This is a genomic window from Schaalia canis (genome assembly GCF_003858455.1).
Lineage (GTDB): Bacteria > Actinomycetota > Actinomycetes > Actinomycetales > Actinomycetaceae > Pauljensenia > Pauljensenia canis.
This window is the reverse complement of sequence record NZ_RQZF01000001.1, coordinates 505,174-527,007: the sequence shown is the minus strand read 5'-3', so window position 1 is coordinate 527,007 and position 21,834 is coordinate 505,174. Positions and strand designations below refer to the sequence as shown.

The 21,834-nt window shown below is 59.3% G+C and carries 23 protein-coding genes; 18 read left to right on the top strand and 5 right to left on the bottom strand.

Translation table 11 applies throughout. The annotated features are described in order from the left end of the window. Window positions 1-93: 93 nt before the first annotated feature. A complete protein-coding gene (locus EII11_RS02245) occupies window positions 94-1,101 on the top strand; it encodes a GTP-binding protein (protein ID WP_165867033.1) in 1,008 nt (335 codons plus the stop codon). Window positions 1,102-1,157: 56 nt separating this feature from the next. Here EII11_RS02245 and EII11_RS02240 read toward each other — a convergent pair whose 3' ends face one another. Further along, the gene (locus EII11_RS02240; RefSeq protein WP_124868105.1) at window positions 1,158-2,288 is read right to left on the bottom strand and encodes a hypothetical protein; all 1,131 of its coding nucleotides are present in this window, start codon (window positions 2,286-2,288) and stop codon (window positions 1,158-1,160) included. A gap of 77 nt (window positions 2,289-2,365) precedes the next feature. Here EII11_RS02240 and EII11_RS02235 point away from each other — a divergent pair, with 77 nt between their 5' ends. From EII11_RS02235 to EII11_RS02185, 10 genes are all read left to right on the top strand, one after another. After that, window positions 2,366-2,836, top strand: a complete 471-nt coding sequence (locus EII11_RS02235; protein WP_124868103.1) for a ribosome maturation factor RimP — start codon at window positions 2,366-2,368, stop codon at window positions 2,834-2,836. A 7-nt stretch (window positions 2,837-2,843) separates the two neighbouring features. Next, window positions 2,844-3,905: a transcription termination factor NusA gene (gene nusA / locus EII11_RS02230; RefSeq protein ID WP_124868101.1), complete on the top strand. Its 1,062-nt coding sequence runs from the start codon at window positions 2,844-2,846 to the stop codon at window positions 3,903-3,905. A gap of 12 nt (window positions 3,906-3,917) precedes the next feature. Further along, window positions 3,918-4,295, top strand: a complete 378-nt coding sequence (locus tag EII11_RS02225) for a YlxR family protein (RefSeq protein WP_205649195.1) — start codon at window positions 3,918-3,920, stop codon at window positions 4,293-4,295. Between the two features lie 112 nt (window positions 4,296-4,407). Further along, window positions 4,408-7,302, top strand: a complete 2,895-nt coding sequence (infB, locus tag EII11_RS02215; RefSeq protein WP_124868099.1) for a translation initiation factor IF-2 — start codon at window positions 4,408-4,410, stop codon at window positions 7,300-7,302. A gap of 157 nt (window positions 7,303-7,459) precedes the next feature. Further along, a complete protein-coding gene (gene rbfA / locus EII11_RS02210; protein ID WP_124868097.1) occupies window positions 7,460-8,008 on the top strand; it encodes a 30S ribosome-binding factor RbfA in 549 nt (182 codons plus the stop codon). 204 nt (window positions 8,009-8,212) lie between these two features. After that, window positions 8,213-8,929, top strand: coding sequence for a ribosomal protein L7/L12 (locus tag EII11_RS02205; RefSeq protein ID WP_124868095.1), 717 nt, complete (start codon window positions 8,213-8,215; stop codon window positions 8,927-8,929). Between the two features lie 180 nt (window positions 8,930-9,109). Next, window positions 9,110-10,162 (top strand): tRNA pseudouridine(55) synthase TruB, encoded by a 1,053-nt coding sequence (gene truB, locus EII11_RS02200; RefSeq protein ID WP_124868093.1) that lies wholly within the window; start codon window positions 9,110-9,112, stop codon window positions 10,160-10,162. A gap of 39 nt (window positions 10,163-10,201) precedes the next feature. Further along, window positions 10,202-11,191, top strand: coding sequence for a bifunctional riboflavin kinase/FAD synthetase (locus EII11_RS02195; protein WP_124868091.1), 990 nt, complete (start codon window positions 10,202-10,204; stop codon window positions 11,189-11,191). Window positions 11,192-11,614: 423 nt separating this feature from the next. Next, a complete protein-coding gene (locus EII11_RS02190; protein WP_165867031.1) occupies window positions 11,615-12,103 on the top strand; it encodes a hypothetical protein in 489 nt (162 codons plus the stop codon). A gap of 20 nt (window positions 12,104-12,123) precedes the next feature. Continuing rightward, window positions 12,124-12,810: a hypothetical protein gene (locus EII11_RS02185; RefSeq protein WP_124868087.1), complete on the top strand. Its 687-nt coding sequence runs from the start codon at window positions 12,124-12,126 to the stop codon at window positions 12,808-12,810. A gap of 41 nt (window positions 12,811-12,851) precedes the next feature. Here EII11_RS02185 and EII11_RS02180 read toward each other — a convergent pair whose 3' ends face one another. After that, window positions 12,852-13,304 (bottom strand): hypothetical protein, encoded by a 453-nt coding sequence (locus EII11_RS02180; RefSeq protein ID WP_124868085.1) that lies wholly within the window; start codon window positions 13,302-13,304, stop codon window positions 12,852-12,854. Window positions 13,305-13,480: 176 nt separating this feature from the next. Between EII11_RS02180 and EII11_RS02175 the strand changes: the two genes are divergently transcribed. The 7 genes from EII11_RS02175 (at window position 13,481) to EII11_RS02145 (ending at window position 19,174) form a co-directional block, all read left to right on the top strand. Further along, window positions 13,481-13,813, top strand: a complete 333-nt coding sequence (locus tag EII11_RS02175; protein WP_124868083.1) for a hypothetical protein — start codon at window positions 13,481-13,483, stop codon at window positions 13,811-13,813. 64 nt (window positions 13,814-13,877) lie between these two features. Beyond that, window positions 13,878-14,531, top strand: a complete 654-nt coding sequence (locus tag EII11_RS02170) for a hypothetical protein (protein WP_124868081.1) — start codon at window positions 13,878-13,880, stop codon at window positions 14,529-14,531. A 110-nt stretch (window positions 14,532-14,641) separates the two neighbouring features. Next, window positions 14,642-15,232 (top strand): hypothetical protein, encoded by a 591-nt coding sequence (locus EII11_RS02165; RefSeq protein WP_165867030.1) that lies wholly within the window; start codon window positions 14,642-14,644, stop codon window positions 15,230-15,232. Window positions 15,233-15,291: 59 nt separating this feature from the next. Beyond that, a complete protein-coding gene (locus tag EII11_RS02160) occupies window positions 15,292-15,921 on the top strand; it encodes a hypothetical protein (protein WP_165867029.1) in 630 nt (209 codons plus the stop codon). A 142-nt stretch (window positions 15,922-16,063) separates the two neighbouring features. Next, window positions 16,064-17,344 (top strand): peptidoglycan-binding domain-containing protein, encoded by a 1,281-nt coding sequence (locus EII11_RS02155; protein WP_165867028.1) that lies wholly within the window; start codon window positions 16,064-16,066, stop codon window positions 17,342-17,344. 7 nt (window positions 17,345-17,351) lie between these two features. After that, entirely contained in the window at window positions 17,352-18,050 is a 699-nt protein-coding gene (locus EII11_RS02150; RefSeq protein WP_124868073.1) for an ABC transporter ATP-binding protein, read from the top strand. Further along, window positions 18,047-19,174 (top strand): ABC transporter permease, encoded by a 1,128-nt coding sequence (locus EII11_RS02145; RefSeq protein WP_124868071.1) that lies wholly within the window; start codon window positions 18,047-18,049, stop codon window positions 19,172-19,174. The genes EII11_RS02150 and EII11_RS02145 overlap by 4 nt, the downstream gene beginning before the upstream one ends. 107 nt (window positions 19,175-19,281) lie before the next feature. Here EII11_RS02145 and EII11_RS02140 read toward each other — a convergent pair whose 3' ends face one another. Genes EII11_RS02140 through EII11_RS02130 form a run of 3 tightly spaced genes read right to left on the bottom strand, consistent with a single transcriptional unit; the run spans window position 19,282 to window position 21,655 of the window. Continuing rightward, window positions 19,282-19,983, bottom strand: coding sequence for a CE1759 family FMN reductase (locus EII11_RS02140; protein ID WP_205649194.1), 702 nt, complete (start codon window positions 19,981-19,983; stop codon window positions 19,282-19,284). Between the two features lie 2 nt (window positions 19,984-19,985). Further along, complete coding sequence (locus EII11_RS02135) at window positions 19,986-21,179, bottom strand: LLM class flavin-dependent oxidoreductase (RefSeq protein ID WP_124868069.1); 1,194 nt, start codon at window positions 21,177-21,179, stop codon at window positions 19,986-19,988. A 26-nt stretch (window positions 21,180-21,205) separates the two neighbouring features. Then, window positions 21,206-21,655, bottom strand: coding sequence for a MarR family winged helix-turn-helix transcriptional regulator (locus tag EII11_RS02130; RefSeq protein ID WP_124868067.1), 450 nt, complete (start codon window positions 21,653-21,655; stop codon window positions 21,206-21,208). Between the last annotated feature and the right edge of the window lie 179 nt (window positions 21,656-21,834).

Below are 21,834 nucleotides of genomic sequence, written 5' to 3'. Positions count from 1 at the left end.
TGTTTTACTAATGATAATCATTATCATCAAGTCAGGAAAGTGAGAGCTTGACCGCATATGCGCCTCAGTATCCTCAGCAGCCTTCACCCCCTCATGCGCGACATCGTCACCTTCGCCCTCCAGGACACCTGCCACACGCTCAGCGTTGAAGTGACAGCCACCAGTGTGCGCCTCAGTCTCACAACCCCCGAGGGCGAGTCAGAATACAACGAAATCCCCCTGGCACACCCCTGTATCACCTGCAGCATGAGGGAAGGCATTCTGCCCGCCATCATTGAACAAGCCGAACTTGGCTGTGAACGCCTCCTCCTGGCCCTACCCGCAGCCATTGATGCACTCAGTGTCGTGCCCACCATGGCCGACATCATTGACGCCGAAATGCTGCCTATTCACCCCAGTGCAGTCGCCCACTGCGTCGACATCAACACCGCCTGCGACGACCTCCTCTCACACACGCCACTGCGCGACAAAGGCCTCGCCGTCATTGACGAGGACGAACGTTGCACCGGAGAAATCCTCATGGTTTCCCTCGGATACGCCGACGTCCTCATCGCCCTCGGAGAGGACCCTGCCGGCTCCGACCTCGTCGAACACCTACGTCCCCTCGACACCCTGCGCATCAACAGCCTGGAGGAACTCACCGCCAACCTCCTCTTTGATCACCCCCACGACACGGACGATGCCATTGGACGCGTCCATCCCGTCACCACCCAAGCCTGGGGTGGCCCCACCGACCACGGTGTGTGGACCCTTGACCTGCACTCCGAGCGTCCCTTCCACCCCGAAAGGCTCGCCCAATGGGCTCAAGAACTCAGCGCAGCCAATATTTGCGCTCGCGGCTGCTTTTGGCTGCCTTCTCGGCCTCGTCACATCTGCACATGGGAGGCAAACGGCCCCTCAGCCTCCGTCGGTCAAGCCGGAATCTGGACAGAGGATCCCTTCACCCATCTGGTACTGACCGGGAATGCCTCATCCCAGCAACAAGAGGCAATCGCTGCAGTCTTCCAACGCATCCTCATGACTGATGAAGAAATGGCTCATGCCCTCGATTGGGTGGGGGTAGCAGACGGCCTGGATGAATGGTTCCCGGCTGATGAATGAGAGTTGATGAATAAAAAGCGAAGGTAATCCGTGCGCTCCCTACTCGGAAAGCAACTCTACTGAGAAAGTAGCGAAAGCACATCAGCCGATGAGATCACCCCACGCCACTGGTTAGCGTCTGTGAGAAGCAACTCGACACCAAGGGCGCTGACCTCAGGTGAAGGAGACAGCGCCACAGCAAGATCAGCGGCCAGCACCTGCTGAGCAAGCTGAGAAGCCGTTGAAGCCTCAAGCTCGCAGCGCAAGTGGCGTTCATCGGAGGCACCCTTGGCGAGCATGTCGGTCGAGCGTGTCAGCAGAGCGTCAGCGTACTGCCGTGCATTCGACAAAGGCTCGACAGCGATATCCAGGTGCGGCAGGGTCTGCGCCACACAATCCCAGGTGCGTACCGCCTGAGCAGCCTGTGAGGACTCGCTCAAAGCCTCCCGTAGAGCCTTATCAAAAGCCTCGGGGTCAGAAGAGGATGTGGGGGAGAGGTCCTCGGGGGTAAGCACCCACTGAGTATGAACACTTCCTTCGGCACCCTGCGCCATCTGGGAGGCCCTCTCAAGAAGCGCGCCAAGTTGGGGGGCATCAGCATTCAAATCAACACCGTATACCTGGGCAAGATCCCAAGCTTCAATAGCGCGAGCAGTAGCCAGGGTGAGGACGGGAACAGCGTGCTCCGTTGTCACTACCTCAGGAGAACCACGGTGAGCGATCAGAGCATGGGTCATATCGTGGCGGGCCGTCGCCTCAAGCCACTGCGCGAAAGCCGCGGGTGACAAAGGCGCTTCCGCTACCGGCGTAGGCTGCTCAACAAGGGATTGAGGAGCATCAGCAGGCCAGGGATCCCACAGGCCACCAATGGTCTCCAAACGCTGAGTCGCTCCCTGAGCAAGGCCAGTGGCCACGCTATGGCAGTCACCGCAGGCGCTGGCCTTCGTTGCGAGCTCAGTCGCGCGCTCCACACTGGCTGCCTCATGCCGTGCCACTTGGTCGCGCAAGGCGGCGGCCTCGTTCAAGTCGGGCAAGGGAAGGGGAGCAGGGGCAAGAGTCGCGCAGGCACTCAGAGCAGTGACACAGGCCAGGGCCGCTAGCGTGCGGCCAAACAGACGTCCAACAGACAGAGTTGTTGACTGTGGAGGAACTGCCTGACAAGAAGGACGACGATTCACTGTTCGAAAAGGGGATGCTGAGACACTCACCCGTCGATCATCCCACGCCGCAGCCGAGTACCATGGGAAGTTAGCGTGTGTCGTTAACGAATATTGAGGAGCATCCCATGGCTCGCAGCCATCAATCCGACAAACTTGAAGCCCTGCTGGCCGGGGTCGTGGCAGAAAACGGGCTCGAACTGGACGCAGTCATCGACACAAAACAGGGCTCGATGGCCCTTGTGCGTGTCATTGTCGATGCCCCCGAGGGACAAAGCGGTGTGGATTCGGACCAACTTGCCGATGTTTCCCGCGCAGTGTCAAAGGCTTTGGATGTGGCCGATCCCATTGAGGGCGAATATCTCCTGGAAGTCTCCACCCCTGGCGCAGACCGTGAATTGACTCTTCCTCGCCACTGGCGCAAGCAGATTGGCCGCCTCATTCGCGCCAAGATGCGTGACGGCGCGACCCTCCAAGGACGCCTCCTAGACGCCGATGAGGAACAGGCAACACTTGATGTTGACGGTGTTTCGACTACTATTTCCTACGCAAACGTGAAGAAGGCGCGTCCGCGCGTCGAATTGAACTCGGAGGAGTGAGGCGACCGTGGAAATCGATATGACAGCACTGCGCATGGTCGAGCAGGAAAAGGGTGTATCCCTCGAAACCCTGGTTGACGCGATTGAAGAAGCGCTGCTCAAGGCCTATCACAATATCCCTGGCGCTATCAGCCAGGCCCGCATTGAAATCGACAAGCGCACCGGCCGTGTCACCGTCATGGCCACCGAAGAAGACGATGACGGTAATCCTATCGGCGAATTTGACGACACCCCCCGTAACTTCGGGCGCATCGCCCAGGCCACCGCGCGCTCAGTCATTATGCAGCGCCTGCGCGACGCAGATGATGCCCGCGTACTTGGCTCCTTCGCGGACCGCACCGGCCAGATCGTCACCGGCGTTGTGCAGCAAAGCCGCGCTGGCGGCCTGACCATGGTCAAACTCTCCGAGGACGTTGAGGGCGTACTGCCCGACCAGGAGAAGGTGCCCGGCGAAACCTACCGCCACGGCGATCGAATCCGCGCCTACGTCGTTTCGGTTGAACGCACCGACCGAGGCGCTCGTATCACCCTCTCGCGCACGCACCATGGCCTTGTCCTTGGCCTCTTCCAGCGCGAAGTGCCAGAAATCCAAGAAGGCCTGGTTGCGATCAAAGCCATCGCCCGCGAGGCAGGCCACCGAACGAAGATTGCCGTCGCCGCACAGCGCGAGGGCGTCAACGCCAAGGGAGCCTGCATTGGCCCCATGGGTGCTCGTGTGCGTACCGTGATGAATGAACTTGGTGGCGAAAAGATCGACATCGTTGACTGGTCGGCTGACCCGGCACGATTCGTCGCGAACTCACTGTCGCCTGCCCGCGTCACCCGTGTGGTTGTCCACTCCGTTGAAAATCAGACGGCGACGGCTATCGTGCCTGACTTCCAGCTTTCCCTGGCCATCGGCAAGGAAGGTCAGAATGCTCGCCTTGCTGCACGTCTGACCGGCTACCACATTGATATCCACTCCGACACGGAGAACGGCGAAGAAATGGCCGCGTCACGCACGTCAATGCCCGATGACGTGACCAGTCGCTCACAGTCGATGAGTGAGATGCCTGAGGACCTGGGCTAAACTAAGGAAATTGTGCGCCCACATCATGTGAAGAATCCTTCAACGAGCCTCGCAGAGCAGGGCGAAGGCGAAGGAGACGCTGAAGGCCACCCGCGGGTGGCACCGCAGCGAACCTGCGCAGGATGTGGAGGCAAAGCCTCGCGAAACACGCTGATTCGCGTGGTTGCCAACGCTGACCTTCACCTCGTGGTGGATTCTCAGCGCGCATTGCCCGGCCGAGGCGCATGGGTGCATCCCGCACCCGAGTGTGTGGCCGGAGCACAGCAACGACGGGCACTGCCTCGTTTGCTGAAACTCCCCGGAGCCGCTCCCGTGCCCTCCGAAGAGTTTTGGCGCGAGCTCGCCCTCGCGGCACTGTCAGAGGCGCCAACGGCGTCTACGCATGAGTAATGGAAGCGGGTTGGAAGCTGATGGGCACCCGATGAGTACCCAGCGATGAGCTGCCAGCAATATCAGTGACGCGTCTCCTGTTTGGAGGGAGACGCCCCCGAACAGGAGAAAAGTGGCAAAAACGCGTGTCCACGAGCTCGCTAAGGAGCTCGGAATCACCAGCAAGGAACTCCTTGCACACCTCGAACAAGCAGGCGAGTACGTCAAGGCGGCCTCATCTGCTCTCGAACCCCCCGTAGAACGAGCAGTGCGCGAGCACTACGCAGCGCAGGCTCCCAAGGCTGAGGCTGCTCAGGAAGAAGCGAAGCCCGCCAAGAAGGCGGCCGCCCCCAAGCCCGCTCCGGCAAAGAAGGCCGAAGCAAAGGCGCAGACCGAGGCGACCGAGGCTTCCGCACAAAAGGCTGAGGCAGACAAGACAGAGGCGGAAAAGCCTGCTGCCCCCGCAGCAGAAGCCGCTCCCGCAGCGCCCGCTGAAAAGAAGCCCGCTGCTCCCAAGCCTGCGCCGCGCGCAGCAGCCAAGAAGCCTGAAGCTCCAGAGGCTCCCGCCCCTGCTGCTCCTAAGCCTGCTGCCGGTCGCGCTCCCGCTCCCGGCCCGCGTCCAGGCGCACGCCCCGCAGGCCCCCGTCCGGGTAACAATCCCTACGCTTCCTCCCAGGGCATGCCTCGCCCGGGTGGCTCCGGTGGTCCTCGCCCCGGTCCCCGCCCAGGTGGTTCCGGTGGCCCTCGTCCTGGTGGCGCAGGCGGTCCTCGCCCTGGTCAGGGTGAACGCCCGGCACGTCCCGGCGGTTCCGGTGGCGCTCCCCGTCCCGGTGGTGGCCGCTCCTCTGGCCCCCGCCCGAATCCGGGCATGATGCCCGGTCAGGCAAACTTTGCTCGCCCCGGTGGTGACCGTCCGGCACGCCCCGGTGGCGGTGCAGGTGGCGGACGAGGCCGTGGCGGCGCTCCTCGCCCCGGTGCGGGTGGCCCCGGTGCCCACGCAGGTGCTGGTGCAGGCGGCGGCTTTGGTGCTCCCCGCTCGGGTGGCCCTGGTGGTCCCGGAGGCGGCCCCGGTGGCGGCGGTCGCGGTGGACGCGGCTCCACCCCCGGCGCATTCGGACGTGGCGGCGGTGGCCGCAGCCAGCGCGGACGCAAGTCGAAGCGCGCGAAGCGTCAAGAGTTCGAACAGCAGAATGCACCCACCATTGGTGGCGTGTCGATTCCTCGCGGCAACGGCCAGGAAATCCGTATCCGCCAGGGTGCTTCCCTTGCTGACCTCGCTGAGAAGATCAACGTCAATCCCGCAGCACTGGTGACTGTCCTCTTCCACCTGGGCGAAATGGCAACCGCCACCCAGTCTCTGGATCAGGACACCTTCGAGGCCCTTGGTGCTGAACTCGGCTACGACGTCAAGGTTGTGTCCCCTGAAGATGAGGACCGTGAACTCCTCGAAACCTTCGACATCAACCTTGAAGCTGAAGAACTCGACGATATCGAGAACATGCAGCCTCGCCCGCCGGTTGTTACCGTCATGGGTCACGTCGACCACGGTAAGACCAAGCTGCTTGACGCGATCCGTCACACCGACGTGGTCGATACCGAGCACGGCGGCATCACCCAGCACATTGGTGCCTACCAGGTCACCGTCAATGTCGAAGGCAAGCCCCGTCCCATTACCTTCATTGACACCCCCGGTCACGAAGCCTTCACCGCTATGCGTGCCCGTGGCGCGAAGGTCACCGACATCGCCATCCTTGTGGTTGCCGCTGATGACGGCGTCATGCCGCAGACCGTGGAAGCAATTAACCACGCTCAGGCAGCCGAGGTGCCCATCGTTGTGGCCGTCAACAAGGTCGATAAGGAAGAAGCCAACCCCGACAAGATCCGCGCACAGCTCACCGAGTACGGCCTCGTGGCCGAAGAATACGGCGGCGACGTCATGTTCGTTGACGTGTCGGCGAAGCAACGCAAGGGTATTCACGACCTCCTTGAGGCCGTGCTGCTCACCGCTGACGCCTCTCTCGAACTGTCGGCCAACCCCGACACTGACGCCCGTGGTGTAGCCATTGAAGCCAACCTCGACAAGGGTCGCGGCGCTGTGGCAACCATGCTTGTGCAGCGCGGTACCCTCAGCGTTGGTGACGCCATCGTCGTGGGCTCATCCTACGGCCGTGTCCGCGCCATGTTCGATGACGACGGCCAGGCCGTTGAGCAGGCTGGCCCCTCCTGCCCCGTGCAGGTGCTCGGCCTGACCTCTGTGCCTCGCGCAGGTGACTCCTTCCTGGTTGCCCCCGATGATCGCACCGCACGCCAGATCGCTGACAAGCGTGAAGCCGCCGAGCGTCAGGCTCTGCTGGCTAAGCGTCGCAAGCGCGTCTCCCTTGAGGACTTCGACAAGGTCCTCAAGGAAGGCGAGGTTGACACCCTCAACCTCATCATCAAGGGTGACGTTTCCGGTGCTGTGGAAGCCCTGGAAGACTCCCTGCTGCGCATCGAGGTCGGCGACGAGGTCGCACTGCGTATCATCCACCGCGGTGTGGGCGCTATTACGCAAAACGACGTCAACCTGGCAACCGTTGATAACGCCGTGATCATCGCCTTCAACGTCCGCCCGGCCGAGCGCGTTCAGGAACTCGCCGACGCCGAGGGCGTGGAGATCAAGTACTACAACGTGATCTACTCCGCTCTGGACGACGTGGAAGCCGCGATGAAGGGCATGCTCAAGCCGATCTACGAAGAGGTCGCACTGGGCAGCGCCGAGATTCGTCAGGTCTTCCGCTCCGGCAAGTTCGGCAACATCGCGGGCTCTATCGTTCGCTCGGGCACCATCAAGCGCGGCACCAAGGCCCGCCTGGTGCGCGACGGTGTTGTGGTGGCAGAGAACCTCTCTATCGAGTCCCTGCGCCGCGAGAAGGACGACGTCACCGAGGTCCGCGAAGGCTACGAGTGCGGTATCACCCTGGGCTACAAGGACATCGCCGAAGGCGACGTCATTGAAACCTGGGAGATGCGCGAAAAGGCTCGCGACTGATCACGGTTATCAACCGATCACTGAAAGCAGGCACTAAAAGCCTGTAGCAGCAGGTGCCCCGCCAGGCTGGATTTCCAGACTGGCGGGGCACTGCACCAATGAAACACCGCAGATGGATGTGAGCTTGTCTGCGGTACTGAGACGAAAGGAGGCACTCGTGGCTGATGAATCGCGCGTGCGCAAGGTTCAAGATCGTATTCACCAGACCGTGGCCGGTATGCTGGGCCGCCGCATTAAAGATCCCCGCCTGGGCTTTGTCACCATTACTGATGTGCGCGTCACCGGCGACCTCCAGCACGCCTCTATCTTCTACACCGTCTTTGGTGACGAGGAGGACCGCAAGGGGACAGCTCGCGCTTTTGAGTCCGCGAAGGGCATTATCCGCTCCGAGGTGGGCAAGGCCTTGGGTATTCGCTTGACCCCCACCCTGGAGTTCATCCTTGATGCCCTTCCTGAAACGGCAGCGTCCCTTGAGGATGCGCTGGTGGCCGCCCGCATGAAGGACGCTCAGATCGCTGAGCTTGCTGAGGGCGCATCTTATGCTGGCGACGAAGATCCCTACCGCCATCCTGAAGAGGATGAGGACTGGGATGATGACGAGTGGGATGACGAGGACGACGCCCTTGAGGAAGATGGGCTTGAGGATGACGTCATTGATGCTGGTGAGACCGAAGCTGACGAGGACGATGCTGGCGAGGATGACTGAAACCGAAGGCTTCGACTGAGCGCCTTTTCGTTTAGTGAGGCAACCACCTCATCCTCAATACTCTTTCAACGAGCATCTGCCGTGCTTCCCAGAATCGGGAACGCGGCAGATTCTCGTTGTGCGACAAGTAGAGACACCACAGAAGGAAGCTGAGCTGATAGCCTCAGTACATCGCCTTTTATTGAAAGACTCGTAAGGATACTCGTGGTTCCGATTCTTGACTCACTGAAAAACTTTTTCTCCCGTTCCGTGCGAGGCATTCCCCCAACCCCAGAAGAACGTGCCGCTGAGGAAACATCCACCCGCACGCAAGGGATGGAAAACCTCACGTCTGTCGGAAGCCCTGCCCATTCGGAAAGCGCGCGCGTCAACGCGGGTGCGGATGTGGCACCCGTGGGAGGCCTTCCGGCAGATGCCCTTGTCGGCATGACACTCAAGGACGCGGGTGAGAATCCTGTGAAGGTTGTCGAGGTCATCACGGCTGCTTCAGGCATGAGTATGGCCGAAGCGCAGGCCTGCGTGGACAACACCCCCTCTGTTGTTCTTCGCTCCGTCAGGGCGGATGTAGGACGTCAGTTTGCGCGTGACGTGTCCATGGCCGGAGGAACGACCATACTGGCTCCTGCTGAAAGTCTTTCCTTAGGTCACGTACCTGCGACATCCGATGCCGCTGTGCCCGATGCTGTGGCTGATCTTCCTGCAGATGCCGTTGCAGACCTGGTGCTGCACGCGGTGGGCGCCCAGCCTGTGGCTGTTGTGAAGGCCTTATATGCCCATTGCGGCTGTGACTTGAAGGGGGCAAAGGACCTTGCCGATCAGGCTCCTGTTACCGTCATGGAGGGGGCCTCGCGCGAGGCGATCGCGTCTGCTTACGCTGCGCTTCGGGAGGCGGGTGCCGAGGTAGAGGTCATCATCCGCTAATGCCTCCTGGTGGCATGCTGCCACCTGGGCTTAGATGTTTCCGAGCGACCATGCGCCACCGGTGCAACGTGGATCCTGGTGTCACCGACGGTCACCCAACCACCTGAGGGTTCCCTCGTCTCCCTTGCTACAATCGCTCAGGTAGCTAACCCTAAGAACCTGAACTGAGAACCCTCACTTATGGCGCGTAAAGCCGACCCGACTGCTCCCTCGGGCATCCTCATCATTGACAAGCCTGCTGGCATGACCAGCCATGATGTCGTGGCGCGCGTGCGCCGCCTGGCACGTACCCGCAAGGTTGGCCACGCCGGTACCCTCGACCCGATGGCAACGGGTGTCCTTGTTTGTGGATTAGGGAAAGCAACGCGATTGCTCACCTGGATTACGGGGGACACTAAAGCCTACCTGGCCACGATGCGTCTGGGTGCCACCACCTCCACCGAGGACGCCGAAGGGCAGATTACCTCCGCACGAGGATGCAGTGGCCTCACTGACGCCGAGCTTGAAGCAGCACTGGCTCCCTTGCGCGGCGACATTATGCAAGTCCCTTCCAGCGTGTCGGCTATTAAGGTTGACGGCAAACGTGCCCACGCCCTTGTGCGTGAAGGGGTGGAAGTGGAACTGCCCGCCCGCCCGGTGCACATTGGCTGCCTGGCCAGCGCCGGGGAGCCTCGCCCAGCAACGATGCCTATTGACGAGGCCACCACCGCACCCCAGAACGTGGACGCAGCGGACTGCGAGGGAGGCGCGAGCAGCCCTACCCAGGATGTGCCAGTCGTTGACTGTGACCTGGTGGTGGATTGTTCCTCGGGGACTTACGTGCGTGCTCTGGCCCGTGATATTGGTGAGCACCTGGGGGTTGGCGCCCACCTGACTTTCCTGCGCCGTATTCGTGTGGGGCCTTTTACTCTGAACGATGCCCACCCGCTGGCCGAACTTGAACAGATTGCTCGCCAGCATGAAGAAGCAGGTGGTGAGGGCCGTCCGCCTCTGCCGCTGATGTCCCTTGATGATGCCGTGCGCACTATGTTCTCTGAGATGGTTCTCAACGAGCGTGAGACGGAGCTTTTTGCTCATGGGCAGGCTCCACGCCGCCAGGGGGATGAACTCGATGCCTTGCGAGAGATAGCGGGGGAGGACCCCATCGCTGTTATCGCTGCTGACGGGCAAACGGTGATGGGCTTGGCCCATATTGTCAATAATGCCGTGAAAACTATTTTGGTCTTTTCCTAAGAGACGAAACCGTCACTTGGGACAGATGAAGGAGCACTTGTGCAGGTTTGGACCTCGCTAGCCGATATTCCCGCTGGCACGCAGTCGGTGGTCACCATCGGCAATTTTGATGGAATGCACCGCGGTCACCGCCGCGTCATCGCTACCTGTCGTGATCGTGCGCGCCGTCGCGAGGTTCAGGCGGTGGCGTGCACTTTTGATCCTCACCCCGCAAGTATTCACCGCCCTGAGTCTGGCCTGACTCTCATTAACCCCCTGCAGGATCGTCTGGATGCGATTGCTGCGACCGGCGTGGATGCTGCCTTCGTCATCCACTACGACCAGAGTGTGTATTCTCTGACGGCCGAGGAATTCGCGCTGACGTACTTGGTGGACACACTGGGGGCAGTGGAGATCGTTGTCGGTGAGGACTTCCGTTTTGGCTGCGGTAATAGTGGTGATATTGACACCCTGCGTGAGCTAGGACGCGAGCACGGCTTTGACGTGGTGATGGTGGCTGATATTGAGGCTCCCGAGGGGCGGCGCTGGTCCTCTTCGTGGGTGCGTGAGCTCTTGGCAGAGGGTGATGTCGCAGGGGCAGCCCGCGTGCTTGGCCACATGCATCGGATTCGCGGCACCGTGGAGCATGGGTTTAAGCGGGGCCGTGAGCTGGGATTCCCCACGGCTAACCTCAGTGAGGACGTCGAAGGCGTGATCCCAGGCGATGGCGTCTATGCGGGATGGCTGGTGCGTCAGGTGCCTGGTACGACGGCGGGGGAGTTCCTTCCGGCGGCAATCTCGGTAGGGACAAACCCCCAGTTTGATGGTGAGAAACGCACCGTTGAGGCTCATGTGTTGGGGCGTTCGGATTTGAACCTGTACGGCGAGCGGGTGGCTGTGACCTTCGTGTCGAAGATTCGCCCGATGATGACCTTCGATTCCCTTGATGACCTGTTGTGTCAGATGGATGATGATCTGCGTGTGACGGCTTTTGTCCTGGGTGTGGGCGTGTCGGGCCGTGTGGATCCTGCGGCTGTGACAGCTCACTAAGGGGCGTTACTTCTTTGGCGTGACGTGGCGGTGGCGTCTTTATTAATGGGGTGGCGGGTAGGATGCGGCTCGAATCTTGTAGAATGGTCAAATACGTGTAGGCTGTGAGGTACAGAGTTTGAATGGCCGACGTTGGCCGTTGACGCATGGGGGCTCGTTATGGCGATGGCAAGGACGCATCGGACACGCGCGGTTTCACGAGGACGGTGGCGCCCTCTTGTTGCGCTGTGCGCGTTGGCAATAGGTGCATCTGGGTGTGCCTCTGCTGGTAGTGGTGAGGGGGTAGCGGACAATGCGGGTGCAGATTTGGCTGCGCTTAATCCGTCTGCCCATGACCACACTGGTGGGAGCCAGTCGGGAAGCACGCACTCTGACGATGGCCAGGCAGCATTCGAAGAAGGCCAGCTGATTCCTCCTGATATCTTGGGCACCGACAATGTCGGCGAGGCAGTGGATTCTTTCGAGGCCTACTACCGTGCCCAGAGTGATTATTACTTTCAACTGGCCACCTGCATGGAGGATAAGGGCTGGCCGCGTTTCCATGTAGAGGATTCGAACACCCCTAATGTCGGGGTGGTGTTTGTCGGACATGACGCTGATCCGAAGCGTTACACCGAAGATTTTGAACACTGCCAGGCTCATGGCCCTGGAATGCCAATGCCGCCAGAGGTGAGTGTTGAAGTGGCTGAGAAAGAATACGAAAAGGCCAAGTCTGCTCATGCATGTTTGGTGGCGCATGGGGCAAACTTGCCGGAGTTTCCTTCCAAGCAGACCTTCTTTGATTACTTTATCGGCAAGCAATACATGTGGGATCCTGCGCACAATTTTGGTCTCGGGGAATTTGATCACAGCAATGATCCTGTGTTTGGCACAAAGCCGTTTAAGGCCATCTACGAGATGTGCCCGTGGTGACACGGGGAGGGAAGGCGCAGGTGTTTCCATTTTCTAGACGACAAGGCTTCCTGTCACTCGTTTTTGTGTTCGCCGCCCTCGCAGTGTTGACGGCAGGCTGTTCCGGCGGTGAAGATAACGACGAGCAGTCACAGTCCTTACGAAGCTATAGCGATACTTCATCAAGCGCGGCCGATGCTGGACCAGAGGGGGCGGAATCCTTACTGACTCTCGATATATTGGATGGCGATAGGACAGCCGAACCGTCTGAGAATTTCGCCGCTTATTACAAAGCAAATGGCGACTACTATCTGGAGCTCTCTCATTGTATGGAAGATAAAGGCTGGCCTGCCATTGAGCTCCCAGGGATCTATACCCCTCAAATGGGGATCCAAACGGCGGGGAGTGAAGTGGATCCCCAGCGATACGCGCGAGACTTCGATGCCTGTCAGGCCAGTGCTCCGCCGATCCCCATGCCGCCCGTTGCTACGCCCGAACTTGCTGAGGAAGAATACGCAAAGGCCAAGTCTGCTCACGAATGTTTAGTGGCGCATGGGGCGCGCATGCCAGAGTTCCCGTCCAAGCAAAAGTTTTTTGATGACTTCCTTGTTCACCACGCCATGTGGAATCCGATGGTCGGTCTTGAAGGCGTCAAGATCGACGAGGAAACCGACCCTCTGTTTAGCCAAAAATCTTCACAACAGATCTATGAGCTGTGCCCCTGGTGAACCAGATCAGAGGAAGGTTCACGAGGCGGTTGTTCGCTTTTCTACTTGCGTGACAGCCGAAACGCTGCAAGTCCAGCAAACAGTGCAACAGGCAGGGAGAGGGTGAAGAGAACGGCAACCCAGGAGCTCATCGCTTCTGGTGCGCCCATCTCAACAGAGAAGGCCACCACCCAGAAGAGGGCTAATGCGATTGCTGGTAGCGCGAGTAGTAGGCTGAAGATCGTGCGCTGCTTTCCGGTGAAGAGCTTGAAGGCAAAAGCCCCGCTAACGACGTAAATGGCGACAACAAGCGGTGCCAGGATGGTGACCAGGGCGATATTGGACCATAGGAAATATTCGCCTGCGTAGGCAGGAGGGTTTCCCAGCCAGGACTGTAGCCATGCCCATGCTGTTATGCAGAGGAGCGCTGCGGGGATGATGAGGGGCAAAAGGAAAACCCAGCGCATTCGGACAGGCGTAGCAGTAGCATCTTGGGTGCTTATGCGTGTGTTCATAGCAAGCTCCTTTGCTGTCATCTCCAGCGTAGCGCGATTGGGCAGATGTGGGTTGCTGGAATGTTGGTGTGAAAAAATGGATTATGTCCTAAAAACTATTGACTACAGGTATAGTGGGTGTTTAGCGTGCTTCTATCGCAGTAATGAGGCTGTGATGAACCAGGAAGGAAACGAAGATGTTGACCAAGAAATCCCGTATGACCTCGTTGGTGGCAATCGCTGCAACTGTCATGCTTGTGCTGTCGACAAACGTTGCAAATGCGTCCATCCGAGAGGGCTATAAGTGGTGTCTCGCAAGGCAGGTTGGCGGCATTGATGCGTTGGTCTGGGGATCCGGATATCTGCGTGCTCCTGGAGCCATGTGGCAGCATGTCGAGTATTTCTCTTATCAGGGATACTACGGCTGGGCTGACGCAGGCCAAAGGGGTCGTGGAGGTGGCCCTTGGACGGCTGAAGCATCAGTTGGCATCCGTTGGGTGAAGCCGCACTGCATTAACGGCAATTTCTGACGTCATTCGCTGGTGGGAGTTCGTGTGCTCTCACCAGCGAAGCGGTGAAGTCATTGAGGAAAAGATGAAAAAGGCTCTCCCTGTCCTGGTGTTGTCTCTCGCTCTTGCTTTAGGTGCCTGCACCTCCACTACAGAGGAAAGCGCACAAAGCGTTGCTCTTGGAGCTTATGGTTCTGACCAAAACCAGAGTGTCGGCACAGCTCCTGCGGGCGAACTTGAGGAATCTGGCGAGGGGCTGCCCATTGATCTGTTGGATCCTACGGTAGTCGCTGATCCGTCAATCGATATGGTGACCTATTACCGCGAAAAAACTGAGCATTGGAATCGTTTCTCGTCGTGTATGGAAGGGCGGGAATGGCCTGCTCCTATCCTTGTTAATCCCTACACGGCTCATGTTTCCTTACGGCTTGAGGGGTGGTGGGATGATCGCGATCGCTATGTTGCAGATGCTAAAGAATGCCTCATTGAAGCTGGCCCCAATCCGCTCCCTCCCGTGTTTACCCGCGAACTTGCGTTAAAGGAATATGTGCGTGCCCGAAAGGCTCATGCCTGTTTGATAGAACTTGGTGCTCCGTTGCCTGAGTTCCCATCAGAACAACGCTATGTCGATTCTTTTGTCATCGAAAAAACTCCATGGACGCCCCTTTTCTACCTGAATAAGGATGACCTTCCGCAGGATATGACGATCGCAGAGCTGTATGAACGGTGTCCTTGGTGACTCACCATGTTTCAAGAACTATTCCTCGTTGCCTTGGAATGCTCCAGTGGCAACAGGTGATTTTTCACGGTGTGGTACTGACCTCCCTATGCCTCATCTCGTCTTGTGCAGTGACGCCCAGCGTCGAGCTATCTGACGATGATGGGCTATCTCAATACCAGGCAGTAACTCCTCAGTCGAATGTGCCGCTGCCCGAGAGTGTCAATGGGGAAGAAGACTTACCTCTCGATATTTTGGATAACCCGTTGAAGGCCGAACCTTCTGCCAGCTATGCGCAGTTTAATCACGATTTGACGGAGTATTGGCTGAAATATAGTGGGTGTATGGAGGATCGAGGTTGGCCTGAACAAGAGGTCGAGGATCCCTTTACTCCCTTTGTTATGATTCGTCTGGATGGTTGGTTTGGGCGGGTTGAGGCTTTCAGCGCAGATACGCGTGCGTGTTTTGAACAGCTCGGTCCTGAACCGCAGGGGCCGGAACCTTCGGTAAAAAGCGCAGACGAGCTTTACGACAGCTATGTGGCATTCCATCAGTGCTTTACGGCTAAAGGCTACTCTTTGAGTGATCCGCCTTCGCGAACCGTCTTTCGAGATGATGTTCTATCCGCTCAAGTTCCATGGATTCCTTACGCCGAGGCTATGAAAGTCTTTGAAGCCCCAACCAACAGAATGAGGGCATTGTATGAGATGTGCCCATGGTGAGCGGAGAAAGGTGGAGATGGATGACAAGGATTTCTATGGGTAGGGCGACTGTGCGTCGAATGTCTGTATTCGCCGTGACTGTTCTGTCGGTGGCGGGCTGCTCTCAAGGGCTTCCGAGCGCTCAACAGGACGCAGGTGAAAGTCTGCGCCCTCTGGATGCTGCTCAGTCACTTGCACAGAGCGACGCTGATGAAGTGGACGAAACTTTCGAGGTTTTCTTCACCAACGCTCAGCGTGAAGCGCCGAGTGCCTCGTTGAAAGAGTATTACGAGGGGTTAACCAATTATTGGTCAGAAATCCTTGTGTGCATGGAAGAAAAAGGGTGGCAGGGGCACGCGATTGAGGATCCGAATACCCCGGCGGTTGCTGTCACAACGCCTGACTATGCCGGTCAGGAAACGTCCTATGTGAAGGACGGACGTGAGTGTGCGCAAAAGGCTGGCCCGATGCCGACAATGCCGGCACTCACGCGAGAATCAGCAGCCCAGGACTACGAGGCACAAGTTGAATTCGCCCGATGCGCTGAGAGCCAGGGTTTTGATCTCTCGGACCCGCCTTCGTTGCAGCAATACACCGAAGAGTATCTTTCTGGCCCAGTGAAGTGGAATCCGCAGGTGGAACTCGTTGACACTGCTCAAATGAACCCCCGTGAGGTTTTTGAGTTTCGTGCGATCTGCCCCTATTGGTGAAGAAAAGACCTGTCGAGTTGTTACCGTTTGACCGCACAGGCAAAGACAACTACCGCGCTCACGAAGAATCTCTTATCGTGGCCGCTGCCCTGTTCTCTCATTTTCATTCACTATGGTTGCCTCTCAGGATAAGGAGGTTGTGATGACGGAACCTACCCCGCCAACGCTCCGCGAGGCTCACCAACCCGAGCCCGCCGCTCGCAGCACTGTCCGTGGGCGCAAACGCTTTCCTGCAGGCATTCTGGCACTGGTTGCCGTCCTCGTCCTTGCAGGCGTGGGCCTTGGATGGGCAGGACGCACCCTCCTGCTGCCACCCCAGGAAGAACACACCGCCCGCACCTACGCCATCGCCACCACCAACGAAGGAAGCCTAGGCCGCACGCTGAAGATGGCGGTTGCTGCACAATGGCAAAGCACCTCACGCCTCGTCGCTAAACGTGCGGGCACACTGACCTCCATCGACAGTGGGCGTTCAGGCAGGATCGGCGCAGGCGACGTGCTCTACACCGTTGACCTCAGCCCCGTGTACGTTCTGCCCGGCACCGTGCCCGCCTTCCGCGACCTCGCAAAGGATGTTGAGGGTGAGGACGTTGCCCAACTGCAGGCCTACCTTTTCGACTACTGGGGATGGGGTCTGATCCCAGACGGTAAATTCGGTAACGCCACCGAACGCGCCCTCAAAGCCTGGCAAAAAGATCAGGACCTCGAAGAAACAGGCATGATCCCCCTGGGACAGGTGCTTTTCACCCCGGAACTTCCCGTGGGATTCGCCTGGGAGGACGAGGTTCAGGTGGGTTCTGAACTCCAAGCCGGTACCGCCCTTGTCAAGGTCTATGGAGCTTCTCCCAGTTTTTCCATGAAAATCGCCGACACGCAGCTTGGGGCAATCCGCGAAGGCCTCACCCTGACGCTCAATCACGACGGACACCAGTGGCCCGCCCGCATCGGCACCATCACCAAGGATGAAGAAACCAGCGAACTTATCGCTGAAATCCTCCCCCCTGAAGGCTCTGCAAGTATCTGCGCCCCCGACTGCCACCTCATTCCCGCCCAAGGCATGCGAGGAATCGAAGCAAGCATCGTCGTCATCCCAGAGGCTACCGGCACGGTTGTGCCCATCAACGCCCTGCGCGTGGATGCTGGCGGACAGCCGGTGATCGTGCGCGAGGACGGTACTCAAGTGCCCGTTCACGTGCTCACCACCGTCGGCGGACAGGCAGTTGTCGACGGTATCGAGGCCGACGCGCGCGTGCGAGTCTGGGGCGAAAGTGGCACTTCCGGTAGTGGCGGCGCTCCAGCCGAGACTCCCTCTGACGGGCAAGGAAGCACTGGCACACCTGATGATGCTGGAACCTCGGGCGGCAATGACGATCCCGGTACTGGCGGCACTGAGGGCAGCACGCCCCAATCGACCCACTCCTAGGGGCACCATGGCGACCTTGCAAGCCCACGAGGTGCACTTCACCTATCCCGGCAGCTCCGAAGAAGTCGTGACGAATTGGAGTCACACCTTCAACGCCGGGCAGATCACCGCCATGACCGGAGAATCCGGCTGCGGAAAATCCACCAGGCTCTTCCTTGCAGCTCTCCTGATCCGCCCACGTTCAGGTGAGATTCTTCTTGACGGCGAGCGCGTCGATAATCTCTCAGACGCGCAGCGCTCCCACATCCGCGCCCACAATTTCGGCTTCGTCTTTCAAGATAGCGCCCTGGACACCACCCGCACGGTGTTGGACAACGTCCTCGAATCCTGCCTGTATCGGGGGCAGGCTGCGAAGGAACACGCCGCCTACGCGCGCGAACTACTGGCAACAATGAACGTCGATGTTCCCCTTGATAGGCGTCCCGGCCAGATCTCAGGCGGTCAAGCTCAACGCATCGCCTTGTGTCGGGCCCTTCTCGGACGCCCGCGCGTCATCTTCGCTGACGAACCCACAGGAAACCTCGACCCCGATAGTGGGCAGGCTGTGATGAATATGCTGCGACGAGCTGCCAACGAGGGCGCCAGCGTTATTGTCGTCACTCACGACCCGCAGGTTGCAGCATTCTCTGACCAGCACGTTCACATTCCTGCACCGACGCGCGCCGCTACAAGCGCCCAGATGCCAGAAATACGGGGTGCCCGATGAGAACGCAGCGCCCCCGGGTACTCTGGCCCTTTCTTCGCGAAATCATCCTGTCGTGCCGAGCTCAACTCGTCACCTCCCTGGTGGTGCTTCTTATCGCAGGCGGAGCAGTTGGCGCGGTCCTTGGCACCGCTGGGCTATCAGCCGCAGCCCAATCGAAGGTGCTCTCCACCGTGGATAATGTGGGCACGCGCTCCATCAGTATTTACTCCACAAACCCCACTGTTCCTCTGGAACCGAGCATCCTTGATGCCCTTGAACGCCTTGACATTGTCGAATCAGCGATCGGTTTTAGTGTGACCGTGGACGTGGTTAACGCTGAAGTGAACGCGGGTAAACGGGTTGGCGCGCGCCTTGTTTATGGTGGTTTCGCGCGGGAATTGCTTGAGCGCGCCTCCACTCATGCTGCCTCCCACTATGGGGATGGTTTGGCGGGCTTTGCCACCCCTGACGCCTATGACCTTTTAGGCCTGCCTGCCGAGGGTGGGGGAGTGCGCGTGGCTCACGACGGCAAGGAAATCACCGTTATCGGGGACATCACACTGCCCGAACACTTGGCGGAACTCAGCCCAACAATCCTTGTCCCCGTTGAACGCCCTGAAGGGCTGAGCGCGATCTTCCTTGCCGCTCGCTCTGCCGACGAGCTCCCACTTCTCACCGAATTGGTGCGCGGCCAGATGCGCGGCTACACCAGCCAGGAATACAATCTGGCAACCTCCCAAGCCTACGCCTCACTACGGGCAGCCATTGACGGGGAACTCACTGCAAGCTCTCATTCCCTCATCGTCGGCGTGCTAGGCGCAGGAGCTGGAGCCACCATGCTGGTGGTGTGGGCAGTAGTCCTGCTGCGCCGCAAAGACCTGGGCCGCAGGCGTGCCCTCGGCGCAAGCCGACTCATGATTATTGGCCTGACCGTGGGACAGGTTGCCGTTCTCACACTGCTGGGGGCAGGCATTGGAGCAGGGGTGGCCTCAGCCATTATGGTGGCGCTGGGCCAGCCCGTTCCTCCGTGGGATTTTCACGTGGCGGTATCAGTGGCGCTCGTATCAGCCAGCACCCTGCTGTGCATCGTGCCTGCCTTGTGGGCCGCTCAGCGTGATCCTCTAACAGAACTGCGCGTTCCCTGAATCCTGGCGCACCAGTGACACGGAGTAAGTCGGCAATCACGGAACATCAACATATGGATGGGGGGTGAAGAAGCACTGCTTCTTCACCCCCCATCCGCTCAATCCCCCTACTTGAGCAAGTCTGCCATCGGGAGGAAATCCTCCAGGTCAGGGCGCAGGCGCCCTGCCGTACCGTCAGACTTCAGCAGTTTGGCCACTGCCTGCGGGCCAGGTGTCCCTACCGGATCATCGTCCTGAGCAGGGGCAGCACCCAGGCGAGCCAATGCCAAGTTAATGAGTTCCTTGGACGCCCGAGCAATACGCGGAGCCAGGCCAGAGGCGTTCTGTCCCTTCCAGGAGGAACCGAAATCCTCAGTTGCAGCGAACACGCCCGTTGCCGTCACCTGTGCATGCAAGGTCGCAAAGAGCGGACGCAGTGCGTGATCCACAGCCAGGGAGTGGCGGACAGAACCGCCGGTTGCCCCGAGGAACACAGGGGTGCCATCCAGGCGCTGGGTGCCCACCAGGTCCATGAAGGACTTAAAGACACCGGCGTAGGATCCGGCAAACACGGGGGTCACAGCGATCACAGCGTCTGCAGCTTCAAGCGCATCAAGCGCTGCCTCCACACGGTTTTGAGGCATTCCCGTCACCATGACCTGAGCAACATCCATTGCCAAGTCACGCAGTTCGATGACCTCTACCTCAACCTCGTGACCAAGGGAGCGAGCGTAGTCGCTGGCCGACTCGACGGCAGCATCAACCAACATGCGGGTTGATGATGGGACCGACAGTCCCGAGGAGACGGCGACAAGTCGCAACGTCGTCATGATCAGCGCATTCCCTTCGCGTTCTCAGCTGAGCGCTCTTCAGCGCGCAGGCCAGTCCAGTTGTCACCAGTTTCGAAACGGTACTCAGCATCCCAGTCGGCCTCGCCAGCGGCGCGCAGAGCCTCGTCACGAGCGGCAACGCGAGAAGCGTGAGTAGGAGCGTCGGGCACATCGGCCGGACGGGCCGAATCGTACGCCTCGCGCAGAGCAGGAGCAACCTCGGTACCAAGCATGTGAACCTGCTCAAGAACCATATCCAGGGGCAGGCCAGCGTGGTCAATGAGGAACATGATGCGCTGCAGGTTGCCGTACTCGTCGCGCATAGCGGCGTAGCGGTCGATCACCTGCTGAGGCGAACCCACGGTCAGCGGGGTGTCAGTGGTGAAGTCCTCCAGCGAGGGGCCGTGGCCGTACACGGGAGCGTTATCGAAGTAGGGGCGGAAGATGTTGACGGCATCCTGGGAGTTCTTCGCCATGAATGCCTGGCCGCCAATACCCACGATTGCCTGGTCAGCGCGGCCGTGGCCGTAGTGCTCGTAGCGCTCGCGGTACAGGTCGATCATGGCCTTGGTGTGCTCGGACTTCCAGAAGATGTTGTTGTGGAAGAAGCCATCGCCATAGTAGGCAGCCTGCTCAGCAATCTGAGGCGAACGGATGGAGCCGTGCCAGACGAAGGGAGCCACGCCATCAAGAGGACGGGGGGTGGAGGTGAAGGAACGCAGCGGAGTGCGGAACTGGCCTTCCCAGTTCACCACGTCTTCGGTCCACAGGCGGTGCAGCAGGTGGTAGTTTTCCACAGCCAAGGAAATACCTTCGCGGATGTCCTTGCCGAACCAGGGGTAGACGGGGCCGGTGTTGCCGCGGCCCATCGTCAGGTCGACGCGGCCCTCAGCCAGGTGCTGGAGCATGGCGTAGTCTTCAGCGATCTTCACCGGGTCGTTGGTGGTGATCAGCGTGGTTGCGGTGGTGAGCTGAAGGGTCTTTGTCTGAGCCGCAATGTAGGCCAGGGTGGTGGTGGGGGAGGAGGAGTAGAAGGGTGGGTTGTGGTGTTCGCCCAGGCCAAAGACGTCGAGGCCGGATTCCTCGGCGGCCTTTGCGATGGCCACGCCAGCCTTGATGCGGTCGTTCTCGGTGGGAGTGCGGCCGGTGGTGGGGTCGGTGGTGATGTCAGAAACGGTGAAAACGCCGATTTGCATGGGAGTGTCCTTTTTGTTCAGTGGGGTTAAGAGTTCTCAGAGAGCAGGTGATCGCTCAGGTGCGTGAGGGCGAGGCCGAGCGCGCGTTGATCCTTGGCGCTAAGGGCTTCGAAAAATCGTTCACGCACGTAGGAGTAGTGGATGGGTTGGATCTCTAACAGTGCGTGTTTGCCCTCAGGGGTGAGGGTGACAGTGATTTGTCGTTTGTCATGGGGTGCACTTTCTTTGAGGAGCCATCCACGGCTGTGGAGTCTGCTCACGGATCGGGACAGTCCTGAGGTGGTGACGAGCACGGTTTCCTTCAGGCAAGACATTGAGAGTGAGTGGTCAGGTGCGCTGTGCAGCGTGACGAGCACATCAAAGTCTGAGAGGCTGATGTTTGCTTCAGCCTGCAATTGGGTTTCTGCTCCCGCAAGTATTCGGGAAGCAGTGAAGAGGTAACTCTTCCATGTTTCCCAGTCCTCGTTGGTTGCCATGCATTGAGTATAGACCCAACATTAGTTGCGCGCGCAAGTAATTTGAGGGTGGTGTGCGCAACATTCCTCGATATGTAGAAAAGTTCAAGCAGGTGGGGTGGGTGAAATCACCCGTCTATACATCGATATCACTCATGTGCGAGGAAGGGGAAAGGAAGAGGGCGTGATAAGCTAGCGAA